General features: G+C 55.6%; 7 protein-coding genes and 1 tRNA gene. 4 read left to right on the forward strand and 4 right to left on the reverse strand.

The genetic code is table 11. From position 1 onward, the window contains the following. Positions 1-12: 12 nt before the first annotated feature. The 3 genes from KYK33_RS13975 to KYK33_RS13985 all read right to left on the reverse strand — a co-directional run bounded on the left by KYK33_RS13975 (position 13) and on the right by KYK33_RS13985 (position 6266). Positions 13-3075, reverse strand: coding sequence for an efflux RND transporter permease subunit (locus KYK33_RS13975; protein ID WP_224430920.1), 3063 nt, complete (start codon positions 3073-3075; stop codon positions 13-15). A 166-nt stretch (positions 3076-3241) separates the two neighbouring features. After that, entirely contained in the window at positions 3242-5566 is a 2325-nt protein-coding gene (locus KYK33_RS13980) for an acyl-CoA dehydrogenase (RefSeq protein ID WP_042040595.1), read from the reverse strand. Positions 5567-5612: 46 nt separating this feature from the next. Then, complete coding sequence (locus KYK33_RS13985) at positions 5613-6266, reverse strand: TetR/AcrR family transcriptional regulator (protein WP_224430921.1); 654 nt, start codon at positions 6264-6266, stop codon at positions 5613-5615. Positions 6267-6757: 491 nt separating this feature from the next. On the opposite strand from KYK33_RS13985, the gene KYK33_RS13990 reads away from it, so the two are divergent. The 4 genes from KYK33_RS13990 (at position 6758) to KYK33_RS14005 (ending at position 12212) form a co-directional block, all read left to right on the forward strand. Then, a complete protein-coding gene (locus KYK33_RS13990; protein WP_042040597.1) occupies positions 6758-7498 on the forward strand; it encodes a phosphatase in 741 nt (246 codons plus the stop codon). A 99-nt stretch (positions 7499-7597) separates the two neighbouring features. After that, positions 7598-7673, forward strand: a tRNA-Thr gene (locus KYK33_RS13995). A 400-nt stretch (positions 7674-8073) separates the two neighbouring features. After that, entirely contained in the window at positions 8074-10368 is a 2295-nt protein-coding gene (locus tag KYK33_RS14000; RefSeq protein WP_224430922.1) for an AAA family ATPase, read from the forward strand. Next, the gene (locus KYK33_RS14005; protein ID WP_224430923.1) at positions 10365-12212 is read left to right on the forward strand and encodes a UvrD-helicase domain-containing protein; all 1848 of its coding nucleotides are present in this window, start codon (positions 10365-10367) and stop codon (positions 12210-12212) included. Before KYK33_RS14000 ends, KYK33_RS14005 begins: the two co-directional genes overlap by 4 nt. Positions 12213-12339: 127 nt before the next feature. Here the strand turns inward: KYK33_RS14005 and KYK33_RS14010 are convergent, their stop codons facing one another. After that, positions 12340-15192: a DEAD/DEAH box helicase gene (locus KYK33_RS14010; RefSeq protein ID WP_224430924.1), complete on the reverse strand. Its 2853-nt coding sequence runs from the start codon at positions 15190-15192 to the stop codon at positions 12340-12342.

Raw genomic sequence — 15192 nt, forward strand, 5'->3', positions numbered from 1 at the left:
TCCAACCTCGCATCAGGCCCGCTGACGCAGCGCAACCCTGACCGGCGTCTGCTCTCCCAGTCGCAGGAAGGCAGGCAGCAATATCAACGTAAACAAGGTACTGCAGCTCATGCCGCCGACGATGACGGTGGCCAGCCCCCGATAAATTTCACTGCCTGCACTCGGGCTCAGCATCAGGGGCAACATGCCGAAGATGCTGGTCAGACTGGTCATGGCGATAGGGCGCATCCGGCTCTGCAGCGCATCCGCCACCGCCGCACCGCGATCCAATCCCTCGCGCTCGGCCGTGCGGGTCTGATGCACCAGCAAGATGGCATTGTTGACCACCAGCCCCAGCAGGATGACGAAGCCGATGAGGGTGAGCAGATCCATCGGCAACGGTACTACCAACCCGCTCAGCTTGAGGGCCACCACGCCACCGACGGTGGCGAGCGGCAGGGTCAGCAGCACCAGCAAAGCATCCCTGACCGAGGCAAACAGCCCCCAGAGCAGCACCAGCAGTATCACCAGCGCAAACAGAAAGATGCTGCCCAGGTTGCCGAGGGCCTGTTGCAGGCTGTCGGCATTGCCCACTACCCGCAGCTCGCCCCCGGCCGGCAGCTCGGGCCGGATACGGGCGAAGCTCTTGCCCTTGAGGGTATCGAGCACCTGCTCCATGCTCATCCCCTCCGGTGGGGTGATATGCAGGCTCAGGCTACGACGACCGTCGGCACGAAAGATGCCGGAGGGACCCATGTCATGGTCGACCTTCAGCAGCTCCCCCAGGGGGACTATGCCCCCCCTGGGGGTGGCCAGGGGCACCGCTTTCAGATCGTCCGGATTGCCCGAGGTCTGCCCCATCAGCAGGATGTCGAAACGCTCATCCCCATCAAAATACTCGCCGACCCGCAGGCCATCTCCGAAGGTCTGGATGATGGTCGGCATGGGGCCGCGATCCCAACCCACCTCGGCGAGGCGCCGGTCTTGCGGCACCAGCCGCAGCTCGGGGGCCGTGAAATCCAGGGAGGGCTCGGGTCGCACCTGGGCGCCTGGCAAGTCTTGTTTGACTATCTCCATGGCCGTGCGCGCCGCCCGATAGAGTGCAGGCAGGGATCCGCCCTGGAGCAACAGCTCGACCCCGTTCTCGCTGTCGAAGCCGCCAAACAGCGAGCCCTGGCCACCGAAGGCCCGGGTATCGGGGATGCCCTGCAGCAGATCCTTCATCAGCAGGGTTTCCAGCTCCTTGATGCGATCATCGTCCCTGGCCCGCACCCCAATCTGGGCCCCACCCGGGTAGCGCATGATGTAGTAGTTCTTGAGCGCCGGTTCCTTGACTCCTCTCATGTAAGGGTCGAGACGGGCGATCAGGGTATCGATCACCTCCTCGCGCTGGGCCTTGAGATTGACGCCGGGGGTAAAACTCATCCAGACATCGATGGCGTCACGCTTCACATCCGGCAGGTAGTTCATCTTGGGCAGCAGGGCCCAGGTCGCCAGCACAGGCAGGCTCATCATGGTAAGGATGATGGCCCAGCGCCGCGCCGGGGTGCGCGTCCAGTGGATGATACGCATCGTGGCCCTGTGCCAATGGCTTGCATAGGGATCTGTCAATCGGTCTTGCCCCATCCAGCGCGAGGCCACGGCCGGCAGCACGGAGACCGCCACCAGCATGGAGACGGTCACGGCGCAGGCAATGGTCAGCGCCAGATCCGCAAACAGCTGGCCTTCGACATCATTGAGCAGCAAGACCGGCAGGAAGATGGCGACTGTGGTTAGGGTCGAGGCCACCAGTGCCGCCCACACCTGGCGGGTGCCCGCCAACGCCGCTCCCGCCTTGTCGATGTCCCCCCGCTCATGGCGCCGGTAGATACTCTCCAGCACCACAATGGCGGCATCGAGCACCATGCCCACCGCGAAGGCTATCCCGGCCAGAGAGATGACGTTGAGGGTCCTGTCCATCAGCTTGAGCAGGCAGAGGGTCAACATGATGCTGATGGGAATGGCGAGGGCTATCATCAGGGTCGCCTTGAGCTGGCGCAGAAAGACCCAGAGGATGGCGCAGGAGAGCAGTACCCCCAGCCCCAGGTTGGCGGTGACCATGTGGATGGCGCGATTGATATAGAGGGAGGCATCGAATGATTGCTCCATGTGCAGCCCGGCGGGTTCGAGCACCTCGCGGTTGAGATCCGCCACCCTGGCCTTGATCGCCTCAAGGGCCGCCAGGGCATTGGCACCATTCTCCTTGAAGATCTGGGCTGAAATAGCCTGGTTGCCATTCTGGATCCGCAGCACGGGGGACGTCTCCCGGGTCAGCCGCACCTCGGCCACATCGCGCAGATAAATGGGCAGGCCATCGCGCCAGTCCACCACCTTGTCCCCCAGGGTCTCGACATCGTAGCGACCCGCGAAGCGCAGCTTGTATTCCCAACGTCCTATGTCCAGGGTACCGGCGGAGACGTCCCAGCCGGTCGCTGCCCGGCTCGCCAGCACGGGGATCTCCACCCCCAGCTCGGCGGCGCGATAGGGGTCGAAGCGGATCTGGAGCTGGCGGGCATTGATGCCGTCTATCTCCACGGTAGAGACCCCGGGGATACGCTCCAGCTCGGGCTTGACCCTGGACTCGATCAGCGGCTGCTGATCATCGATGGTTCCCTTGGCCCCCGGCAGTTGCTGAATGAAGAAGAAGGTGAGGGTGTCGTTGCTGCTGTAGTTGTTGAGATAGGGGCCATCTATGTTGTCCGGTAGACTGGAGACCCGGTTCAGGCGGGAGATGATCTCCAGCTGAACCCGCTGCATGTCGGTGCCGATGGCAAACTCCAGATCCATCTCGACGAAACCGGGGTAACTGTTGCTGGTCAGGCTCTTGAGGCCCTGCACCCCTTGCAGCTCCTGCTCGATGGGATCGGTTATCTCGGACTCCATCTCCTGGGGCGAGGCCGAGCGCCAGGAGACAGAGATGTTGAGATGGGGCCTGTCTATGTCGGGAAATAGCTGTACCGGCAGGCTGCGAATACTGAGCAGTCCTGCCAAAAAGATGAGCACGACCGAGACCGCCACCCAAATGGGGCGTTCGATCGCCGTCTTGGCGAGATTCATTTCATCTTCCCTGATTTTGTTGTTATCGACCCGCTCCGCGGGCCTGCTTCCTGCCCCAAGGGTTAGGGGGCAAATCATTAAACTGGAAATCCAATTAATTGTAAATGCTCGAAATACCAACAAAAAAACCGGCCATCAAGGCCGGTTGAAACAGTAGGAAAAGATCTTATGCCGCGTCGTCGACCCGGGCTGCCTGCCCCATGGACTCGAGTTCACCGGGGGCAAAGTTGTCAACCTGGATGGCCTCGTAACGCAGGGCATCGGCGGCCAGCAACTGGTCGGCCTCAGCCTGGGTCAGAATGGACTGGGCCAAGGCCGAACTCACCAGATCGGCGATCGCCAGCTTGCGGGGCAGACGCTTCTCTTTCTGAGCCTGGGCGATCTTCTTCTCCAGGGGTTGTACCGCTACCATGGCCAGGAAGGCACGCTCCATCTGACCGACGGCATCCTGCTCATCCTTGCCTACGTAGCACAAGGCGGTGAGGCGATCCCGGAACTCGCCCGGCTTCATCATGGCCTGGCAGATTGAGTGACAACGGTCATCGGCGGGCATCTGATAATGAATGCCGAACGGGAAGACCACCCGCTTGAGCAGGGCGCCGACGACCTTGTTCGGGAAGTTCTGGAAGAAGCCATCAAACGCCTTGCCGATAAGGTGCAAGTTACGCTCCAGGGCATACTGGACGAAGGGCAGATCCGATACCATGCGCCCCTGATCCTCATAATGCTTGAGGGTCGAGGAGGCCAGGTAGAGGTGGCTCAACACATCCCCCAGGCGGGCCGAGATCATCTCCTTGCGCTTGAGATCGCCACCCAGCATCAACATGGAGATGTCGGCACAGAGGGCCAGCCCCTTGCTCATGCGCGACAGCTGCTGATAATAGCGCGCCGTCTCGCCACCCACGGGAGCACTGTTGAAGCGACCCAGGGTCAACCCCTGACCGAGGGCACCGAAGAAGTTGCCCGCCCCGAAGGCCAGATGCTTCATCAGCAGGCCATCGAATTTCTCGAGACCACGTTCGCTATCTGGATCCGCCGCCGCTTCCATCTCGCCGAAGACATAGGGGTGGCAGCGCGTGGCGCCCTGACCGAAGATCATCAGGTTGCGGGTCAGTATGTTGGCCCCCTCCACCGTGATGGCGACCGGTATGCCCATGTAGGCGTAACCCGTGTAGTTCTTCGGACCGAGCTGGATGGCACGGCCGGCATGGATGTCCATGGAGTCATCCATGATCTGGCGCGCCATCTCCGTCATGTGGTACTTGGAAATGGCGGTGACGATGGCCGGAGCCTGCCCCAGATCCAGTGAACCGGCGGTCATGCGACGGGCCCCTTCCAGTTGATAGGTCAGGCCGCCGATGCGCGCCATGGCCTCTTGTACCCCTTCGAACTTGCCGATGGACATGCCGAACTGCTTGCGCACATAGGCGTAGGCACTGACGGTGCGGCTCGCCATGTGACCGCAGGCGGTGCCCAGGGCTGGCAAGGAGATGCCACGCCCGGCGGAGAGACACTCGACCAGCATGCGCCAGCCGCGGCCCGCGTAATCCTGCCCGCCGATGATCCAGTCAATGGGGATGAACACATCCTTGCCGAAGGTGGGGCCATTGAGGAACGCCAGCCCCATGGGGTAGTGGCGATCGCCGACTCGCACCCCGGGATGACTGGTCGGGATCAGGGCGCAGGTGATGCCCAGCTCTTCTTTGTCACCCAGCAGTTTTTCCGGATCGTAGAGCTTGAACGCCAGCCCCAGCACGGTGGCGCGCGGCGCCAGTGTGATGTAACGCTTGTTCCAGTTGAGGCGAATACCGAGCACTTCCTCACCCTTGTAGAGCCCCTTGCAGATGATCCCCTTGTCCGGGATGGCACCGGCATCGGAGCCGGCTTCCGGTCCGGTCAGGGCGAAGCAGGGCACGTCTTTGCCATTGGCCAGACTCGGCAGCCAGAAGTCCTTCTGGGCCTGGGTGCCGTAGTGCATCAACAGCTCGCCCGGCCCCAGGGAGTTGGGCACCATGACGGTGACCGCCACGCTCAGGCTCTTGGTGGCGATACGGGTGACTATGGTGGAGTTGGCAATGGCCGAAAACTCGCGACCACCGTAGGATCTTGGGATGATGAGCGCGAAGAACCCCTCCTTCTTCAGATAATCCCAGACCGCTTCGGGCAGATCCTTGGTTTCGTTGACTATCTTGAAGTCGTCAATCATGGCGAGCAGGGTCTCGACCTGATTGTCGATGAAGCTCTGCTCATCGGCATTCAGGGTCGGCTTGCCGTAGCCATGCAGTTTCTTCCAGTCCGGGTTGCCACGAAACAACTCGCCATCCCACCAGACGGAGCCCGCTTCCATGGCCTCGCGTTCGGTGGCCGACAGCGGCGGTAATATCTTCTTGAAGATGCCAAAGACCGGACGGGTCACCAGCTTCTTACGGATAGCCGGGACGCCGAGCACTACCGCAACGGCCACCAGCAGCAGGACAAGCAATGTGATCATGGTTCAGTTCCCTCTCTTTCACAGTTCCGTTAACTTATTGTTTTGATTAGACAGCCAGGGATAACCTGGTCGACTCCACGGGCGCACCGACACCGGCAGCCAGGTAAGGAATAACGTTGCGCACCAGCGCTTCCACATCGAGGCGCTGACCAAAATCGGCCTGAGCTATGTCGCGCAGGGCATCGGCAGAGGCCATGGTGAAGACCACTGTGCCCAGGGTGAAGTGCAGTCGCCAGAACAAGTCTGCCGGGGTCAGCTCGGGATTGGCCTTTGAAATCGCCAGGGTGATCCTTTGCAGCACGTCACCATAGTGAGTGGTGATGAAGCGGCGAAGGTGACCCTGGCTATCGATATAGCCACGGCCCAGCAACTGCATGAAAATCGCCGGCCCCTGAGGACGTACCGCAACCAGCTTCATCAAGGGACTGACGAAACTCTCAAACACCGGCAGCAGGGTGAGCTCATCCTGTTCAATGAGGGCTCTCAGCTTGGCATCCAGCTCTGGCATAAACAGGGAGAGATAGCGGTCCAGCACCGCCTGGATCAGCTCCTTCTTGGAGCCGAAGTGATAGTTCACCGAGGCCAGATTGACGTCGGCCTCACTGGTGATCAGACGCAAAGAGGTATCAGCGAATCCCCGCTCGGCAAACAACACCTCGGCAGCATCGAGAATACGGTTCTTGGTATCAATCTTGCTCACAGCACACCTCACTTAAACGAATGTTTAAAAAGTACGTTTCACGGCCTGAGGTGTCAAGAGAATGTGAATGGAGGTTAGGGAAATGTTTTATTAAAAAACTTTGAACTTTGACCAAAGAACGCACTCTATATCTATGCCACTGCAATTAAACATTAAGTCTCGCCCAACCAGCCCCGTGCTGATTGGGCATTTTTTTATGGTGCAGCCCATGGGTCAGTGGTAACGACTGGCTTGAAAGGGAAAAGAAGGATAAAAAAAACCGCCGCAGAGCGACGGTGGGGAAAGGGAGGTTGCGTCGTCCTGACCCAACCCATCGATGGAAGTTCAGGCTGCACATCGATGGCCACATGCTACCCAATAGTCTTGGGCAAACTTTGTCAGAGTGACGAGCATTTGTGACAAAGTATGACAGGCCCCCATCGTGGCCCCATACCGCTCTTTTTGCTATGCTGGCGCTCCACCACCCGGCTCTGAACATCGAGGGGAACGCCATGAAGTACACAGTCGACACCCATACCCACACGGTCGCCAGCACCCACGCCTACAGCACCATTCACGATTACCTGCCCATTGCCAAGGCCAAGGGGATCAAGCTGTTCGCCACTACGGATCATGGCCCGGATATGGCCGATGCCCCTCACTTCTGGCACTTCGTGAACCTGCATGTGTTACCACGGGTCGTAGACGGGGTCGGCATACTGAGAGGCATAGAAGCCAACATCAAGAATCTGGACGGAGAGATAGATTTCCCCGAGCGCTACGAATCCCGACTCGACATGATCATGGCCGGCTTCCATGAGCCCGTGTTTCCCCCGTGCGATCGGGCGACCCATACCCAGGCGATGATCAATGCCATCAAGAGCGGTCGGGTCGACATGATAAGCCACCCGGGCAACCCCGCTTTCCCCATCGACATCCAGGCCGTGGTAAAGGCCGCCGCCGAATACAGGGTCGCGCTGGAGGTCAACAACTCCTCCTTTAGCCACTCCCGGGCTGGCAGTGAAGATAACTGTCGCGCCATCGTAGAGGCCGCGCGGGATCTGGGAGCCTATCTCACCTTCGGCTCCGACTCCCATGTCGCCTTCAGCGTCGGCGACTTTGAGCATTGCCAGCGCCTGGTGACCGAAACGGGCTTCCCCGAGGAGCGGATCCTGGCGCGCTCCCCTCGTGCCCTGCTCAGTTTCCTCGAGAGCCGTGGCCGGGCCCACATACCGGAATTTGCCGATCTCTGAACAAGCAGTCAGTCACCATCGGCTAACACCATGAGCAGGCTTGAAAAACGGACATTCCTCGATTGACTTGCCAATCCGTTTTTCGGAATCTAGGGTCAAGCCGGTATAGCTCAGCTGGTAGAGCAGCGCATTCGTAATGCGAAGGTCGCGGGTTCGACCCCTGTTACCGGCACCATTAAAAACAGTGACTTATGATTTCATTATGCCTGACAAATTGTAGTTATTCGTCCTGGGTACCACATGGGGTACCACATTTGGCACACTGTAGGAACTAACCTTACTCCCGAAGGGTCCTCCTAACAGCAAGTAGACATGGTCTTCAGCGGTTCACTAATCATCGCCAGTGCGGTGGCTGTGTAAGAGAAGTTCGGTGAATTGGAAGCAAAAAAACTGTCACTTCTGGAAGAACTGGAAACGGTCAGAGCGCCGCTGGTTGATAAATTGGATGCCTTTCTAAATATCACAAACAAGGATAGCGATTTGCGCGGGCTACTTGATACGTTTTACGAGGGAAGGTGCGAATAAGTCCCTGATGTGAGATCATTGCCGTATTATCTTGGCATCAAGGACGGCCCATGCATATCCGGCATCTAGAGATATCAAATTTCCGAAAATTGCTTTCTGTGCGAATTGACTTCGCTAATGAGACCACGCTGCTTGTCGGTGCAAACAACAGCGGCAAATCCTCCGCCATGCTGGCACTTCGGAAGTTTTTGGTTTCGAAGGCTTCTGCTTTTCGGCTTCAGGATCTGACTCTTTGTCATCTATCCAAACTGGATGAGATTGGTAAGGAGTGGGAGAACCCACCCGCAAACTATGAAATTCCTACCGCTAAGGACTGGGCCAACTGGCTCCCAAGCCTGGATGTCTGGGTGTCAGCAGATCAAGGCGAGTTTCATTTCATCCGCGACCTAATACCCAGCTTTGCGTGGCGCGGGGGGCTTGTAGGAATGCGTTTCCTACTTGAGCCAGATGATATGAATACGCTATACACCGACTATCGCAAGGAACGCGCGAGGGTTGCAGAGCTTGAAGATGCTCTAGGAAAGGAAGACCCACCAAGTAGGCCGCTGAAGCTATGGCCACAGAGCCTACATGATTACCTGAACCGTCGCCTTGGAGATAAATTCAAGGTGCGTTGGTACCGCCTAGACCCACAACAACTTAATAAGCCTGACAAGACGACACGAATGGCTCAAATGCAGCATTTGAGTCCCGCCGCTCTACCCTTAGAAAACAATCCCCTCAGTGGATTAATTCGAGTACATGAGATCAATGCACAGCGAGGGTTCGGCGACCACTCGGATGAAAATCAAGGCGATAACACTAGACCCAGCGGCTCTCGAAAACTCTCGGAACAACTGAGATCCTATTACTCCCGACACCTTGACCCTGGTGACAGCCCAGATATCTCAGATCTCGAGGCTTTGCGGGCGATAGAAGCAGCCCAGTCAGCATTTGATACCAAGCTGAGTAACAGCTTCGAACCAGCTATCAGAGAGGTCGAAGGGCTGGGCTACCCCGGGCGCAATGACCCGCGTATAAAAGTCGCAAGTCGCCTAGCTGCAACTGACGGCATGAATCATGAAGCCGCAGTTCTTTTTGAATTAGATTCAACTCAGGGTGACCCCGGAGCACCTCCTCTTTATTTACCAGAGACCGCTAACGGGTTGGGATATCAAAACCTGATATCTATGATTTTCCGGTTGATGGGTTTTAGAGATGAGTGGCTAAGAAAAACTAGGTCAGTCAGCGTGGAAGTCATAGACCGCATTGAACCCATCCACCTTGTGCTCATTGAGGAGCCTGAAGCCCACCTTCATGTTCAAGTACAACAAGTGTTCGTGCGCCACGCCTACCAAGTTCTATGCCGAGATGCTTTGCTTGAACGCTACCCCAATCTGAAGACTCAACTTCTGGTGAGCACGCATTCCAGCCATGTAACTCATGAAGTGGAGTACCAGAACCTTAGGTATTTCAGACGACTTCCAGCAGGGATGTATGGCATTGGTGTACCGGTGTCGACGGTCTCTAATCTCTCTAACGTGTTCGGCGAGGGAACCAAGACGAGGGAGTTCGTAACCAGGTATCTACGGGCACAGCACGCAGACATATTCTTCGCCGACGCCGTCATCTTGGTAGAGGGCTCCGCAGAGAGAATGATGCTGCCGCATTTTTTGCGGAATAAGTTTCCATTCCTTGACCGCTGCTACATCACAACCCTCGATATCGGTGGCAGTCACGCACACCGACTAAGGCCTTTAATTGATGCCCTTGGCATCCTTACCCTGGTTATTACGGACCTCGATGCAGGGCTTAATAAAGCTGCAAAACCGGTGCAAAGAAACGCAGGTCAAATTACGAACAACCCGACATTGCGGAACTGGATGAAACTGATGCATCTAGGCAGCACAGTGGATGAGCTGCTTGAGCTGCCAGCGAATCAAAAAGAGCACCAGTTCGATGACCTGTACTCGGTACGCATCGCCTATCAAACCCCTATTTCCACCCACCTGCCCGCTACTGGTGAAGCAATACAAGCTCTACCAAATACTTTTGAAGACAGCTTTGTGCTGAGCAACGCTGGTCACTTTGCGGAAAAAACAAACGGCACTGGTCTGATGAAAGCTTTCGTGAAAGTTTTGAATGAGGCGCCAACATCGGAAGCCGTTGGAAAAGGTTTTTTCGACGCATTACGTGAAGGAAAGAAAGCAGAGTTTGTGTTGCTCGTTTTGGGAGACAAAAACTTCTCCAGTCTCAAAATCCCTGAATACATCAGTGAAAGCCTCAACTGGCTTGAATCCAAATTGCGAAGTAAGCAGAAGGAGCTACTGGTAATTCCGCCCGAGGGCCCGGAGGTGATGCAATGAGCGAGACTGCTGTCGCAGACGCCGACACCATCATTGGAACCTGTCTGAGCCTCTCCACCCCGAAGAGTTTTTTTCTTTACGCAGGAGCTGGCTCAGGAAAAACTCATTCACTCGTCGAGGCTATCCGAGAACTCAAAAGTCGCGAACGAGAACGCTTGATATTCGAGGGCCGGCGCATTGCAGTGATCACCTATACAAACGCAGCCTGCGATGAGATTCTCCAAAGGCTAGAGTTCGATCCACTCGTAGAAGTCTCGACCATTCATGCGTTTGCCTGGCGTCTAATCAAAGGATTCGATAACGAGATCAGGGAGTGGCTAAGGATCAAACTTGCCCAGGACATTGAGAAGATCGAGGGCGGGCTGGCACGCGCGCGAGGCGACAATAAGACATCTCGAGCAAACCAACGGAAGCTACAAAACAAAATACGCAGACTTGAGACTCTCGATGAGATTACGAAGTTCATCTACAGCCCCACCGGTGACAACCGAGAGCGGCAGGCACTCAACCACGATGAGGTCATCAAGTTAACTGCGACATTCGCTACTGAACGCCCTTTGTTGGATGTTCTAGTAGACCGCTACCCAGTTGTACTGATCGACGAAAGCCAGGATACCCACGCTCCAGTAATGGAGGCTTTTCTGAAAGTCCAGCGATTAGCACAGACACGCTTCTGCCTGGGACTACTGGGCGACACAATGCAACAAATTTACGGCCATGGTGTAACGCGCCTTGATAAAGAGATACCGGGTGACTGGCTGAAACCTGAAAAGGTCGTTAATCACCGCTGCCCTCGTAGGGTGGTAGACCTTATCAACGTGATTCGACGCACCGCAGACACTCATCAGCAGACCCCAAAGCCTGATGCCATTGAAGGTGTTGTGCGCATGTACTGCATTAGTCAAAGCCAAGAACAAGCACCAAATTTTGAGGAAAGCATCGCTCATTCGATGGCAGCAATCACCGGCGACAGCGAATGGGCTATCGGCCCTGAAGGTCGAAAGACATTGATCCTAGAACACAAGATGGCAGGACGGCGGATGGGGTTCGAAAAGCTGTTCACGCCCCTATACTCGGTTGAGCACCTTCAAACAGGCTTGTTGGATGGAACCCTGCCCGCACTTCGCGTTTTCAGCGAAGGTGTTCTTCCCATCCTTACCGCAAAGGACGATCACTTCCTTATACTTGAAGCCATACGCACTAGCTCTCCCTTGCTCAGCAAGGACACTATGCAGTCAACAGGGGATCAATCGGCCCACATGCAACGTGTAGAGGATGCGACGCATGCCCTGCTTGCCCTTTTCGAAGAAAACGATCCAACTTTGAACGAGGTTGCAACGCTTCTGTTGCAAACCCAACTACTTGATGTCCCCGAGGCTCTGATTGGGGCAATAGTGTTGGGTGCCCCTGGTGAGGCCCCAGACCCCGAAGATATGAACGCGATGACCAACTACGCCTACCAACTATTCCTTGAGCGGCCATTTTCGGAGTTAGCAGCCTTTGCGAGTTATGCGGATGGCCTTTCACCCTACGGCACACATCAAGGAGTAAAGGGACTAGAGTTTCCACGAGTCATGGTTGTCATCAACGATGAGGAGGCAGGTGGCTTCTTATTCAGCTACGACAAATTGCTGGGTGTAAAAGAGCCAACAAAGACTGACCGGGACAACGAGCGGGACGGTAAGGACAACGCACTAGCACGCACTCGTAGGCTGCTTTATGTGACGTGTAGTAGAGCTGAAAAGAGCCTGGCGATTGTCGTATATACCCCCCAGCCGACACTTGCCAAGCGAAACGTTGTTGCTGCTGGCTGGCTTCAGGAGAGCGAGGTCGAAATCCTGTGAGATTACCCACATTCATCCAGCACGGCGCTGCTGTTGGAATTAAGCACACCTCAAATAGCAGAGGGCCTTGTGGCCCTCTGCTATTGTTTTGGTTTTAGTTAACATGAACAAACGGGCATTTTTGCGGTTAACTGACCACTTCATGCTCTTGCATTAAACCCGCAATGCTCCGACCCAACTCGATATCATCATGGGGGATCAGCAAATAACGCCATTGCTTGCCAGAATGCTGGCTTGCATACTCGTTAGCGTACTTGCACCAGCGAACCGCAGCCCTAGCTTTCGCTTGCACGTCTGGGGTTGATACCTCGGTTGCCTTTTTGGGCTCGATCAGAAAACAGGCGTCTTTAGTCTCCACCACGAAATCAGGCTCATAGTTCTGCCCATTGGCATACTCGATCCGGAACTGTCCGTGGGCAGGCTTCATCCACTTGAGCACGCTTGCATCCCCTTCGAGGATCTGTGCCAGGCGCCACTCACCATCGACAGAATCAAACTTTTGGTACGGATAACAGCATTTGCTAAAGCCAGTGAACAGCATCTGGCGAACCCTACTCTTCTCTCCTGCCTGGATGGGAGAGCGGAAGTCACGAGGCTGTTCGTTATGGGCATAGTTGAAGGTGGTTGGGCGTAATACATCAAACCCTTTAGTAACATGGCCAACGTAATCGGTTGGTGTCGTCCACATATGCTGCTTCATCTGCACCCAGATAAAGTCTGCCAGTTGCCGCCCCTGTGTTTTGAGCAGAACCTCTACCTCTTCATCATTCAGGTAGGTTTGCAAATGCGTAACCATTTGCCCTGCAAGGCGGTAAAGCAATCCCGCATGCTCGTCATAATCGATTTCGTCATGGTCGAAGAGATAATGAACCAGGTAGTTTTCCAGACGCTCCTCTGACATACCGCTTTGAGCCCAACTGATGGTGCTGGAGCTGTTGTCCTGCAGATTTTGCAGCAGCATCTCCTGACTACTTGGCCGCATCGCAATGCTGTTTAGCCTACCCAACTCAAACTCTGCAAAACCATAGTTCACATCACGGGTCGGCAGGATCACGATCTGGGGAATGTCGATAGTGTGTTCTGCTACTTTTTCAGAAATCTGGCCAACTAGCTTCGCAATACTCTTCTCATCCAGCTCACGCGGAGCAATTGGATCAGGGGAAGACATACCGGTCAGTTCTGGTTGAATGGCTGGGCTGGAGATAGGTGGTGATATCTCCTTCATGACCTGCTGAACCTTACGGGTAACACTTTGTAGCACTTCAGGTGTCATCAACTCTTTGCTGCTTCCAAGACGCTTGGCTTCATCGCTTATGATCCTGACAGTGATCTCGGCAACTTGCCGCTGAGCCTCAGTTGCGAGAACCGGTGGGGGATTATCCATCTGTATACTGTTGCCCTGGTATGGTGGAGCAAAGCCCTCCTTGACTTGATGCCCCTGACCATCAGTAGGAGTAAGTCCCAGTAGCGTATCGGCCTGCGATGGCACGATCACTTGATTGGGCTTATGCTCCGGGATCCCGTCATCGTCATCATCGGCACCGATGAAGAGCGTTTTCTTGATGATGGAGTCTTCCTGATTTGAACGGTCAATGATCTCTTGAAACCGGTCATGGGCAATGATCGTCAAACGATCCACAGCCTCGACCCCTGTCCGTTTCCCATAGGGCAGGCGCAAGCCCCGGCCAATGGTCTGCTCGGTCAGGATCTCGGAGGCAGACGCACGCAACGGCACTATGGTGTAGAGGTTGGTGACATCCCAGCCTTCTTTAAGCTTGTTAACGTGAATGACTATCTCGGTGCTCTTATCATGCTCAACCGCTAACAGGCGTTGAGTGTTTTCGTCAGACTCTTGGCCGGTCTGGTTAGAGTGGACGGTAATCACCTTACCCTTATAGGCACCATGGAAAAATTCACTGTCTTCTATACGGGCCTTGATGGCTTCGGCGTGGTTGGTATCTTGCGCTACCACCAGCATAAAGGGCTTAACTAGTGGCCGATCGGTATTGTTGGCGTAGCTGGCTAGCTCGGTCTTGACGTATTCATGATGATGGATGCCATCTTCCAGCTTGATGGTTTCAAGCTGTTGTTCGCTGTAACTACTCGCTTTGAAGTCTTTGCGGGTCGCCACTGCCGGGGTCTTGATATAACCATCATTGAGCGCTCGGGCAAGCGGATAGTGAAACACAATATTCTTGAAATCTCGTGGCTTGGCACCAGTGGTTTTCGGGGTCGCCGTCAGCTCGATACCCAACACCGGCTTGAGGTCGTTGATTGCCGTTGCACCAGAGTCGGCATAGTAACGGTGGGCCTCGTCCATCAAGACTACCAGATCAGGCAAGTCGGCCAGGTAGTTGAAGTAGGAGTCACCGATATACTCCTGCAGGCGGCGTACTTTCGCCTGCTTGGACTTCTCGGCCCCTTTCTTGTTATCCAGCGCATTGATCTTGGAAACATTAAAAATGTTGATATGCGGCGCTGTCTCGATCGCAAACATATCCCCCGTGGCACTCATCGTTTGAACCTGATCCAGACGAACGCCACGCCCCTCCTGATAGTCATCACCGGTGATCAATACCGGCGGTGTCTGAGCCAATTCGGGGATGCCTTGGAACACATACTTGGGCGAGCCGGGCAGAAAATCCTGCTTGAGCTTTTCATAGATTGTCAGGTTAGGAGCCAAGACAAAGAAATGCTGGCTACGCCCGGTCAGATAGAGCCATGCAATCATGGCTCCCATCAGGCGAGTCTTACCAACACCGGTTGCCAGAGCAAAGCAGAGCGAAGGGAAGTCTCGCTCAAAACTCTTGAATGGCAGCTTCTCGGCTTTGAGGAGATCAATCCAGTGCTGTAAATCAGGCTCTTTCTCCAGCTTCAGCTGTTCTAACAAGCGGCAGAGGATCGCGAGCGATTCACTCTGCGGCTTGCGCAGGGAAAGGCGCGCCCCGATCTGGTTGGCGATAGTGGTCCCGTTGCTCAT

Source organism: Aeromonas rivuli, from assembly GCF_020149575.1.
GTDB lineage: Bacteria > Pseudomonadota > Gammaproteobacteria > Enterobacterales > Aeromonadaceae > Aeromonas > Aeromonas rivuli.

Bases quoted from the DNA above. Each gene is read 5' to 3' on its own strand.
- KYK33_RS14005 (WP_224430923.1), top strand. From the start codon at position 10,365: ATGAGCGAGACTGCTGTCGCAGACGCCGACACCATCATTGGAACCTGT.
- KYK33_RS14010 (WP_224430924.1), bottom strand. From the start codon at position 15,192: ATGAGCAACGGGACCACTATCGCCAACCAGATCGGGGCGCGCCTTTCC.
- KYK33_RS13990 (WP_042040597.1), top strand. From the start codon at position 6,758: ATGAAGTACACAGTCGACACCCATACCCACACGGTCGCCAGCACCCAC.
- KYK33_RS14000 (WP_224430922.1), top strand. From the start codon at position 8,074: ATGCATATCCGGCATCTAGAGATATCAAATTTCCGAAAATTGCTTTCT.
- KYK33_RS13980 (WP_042040595.1), bottom strand. From the start codon at position 5,566: ATGATCACATTGCTTGTCCTGCTGCTGGTGGCCGTTGCGGTAGTGCTC.
- KYK33_RS13975 (WP_224430920.1), bottom strand. From the start codon at position 3,075: ATGAATCTCGCCAAGACGGCGATCGAACGCCCCATTTGGGTGGCGGTC.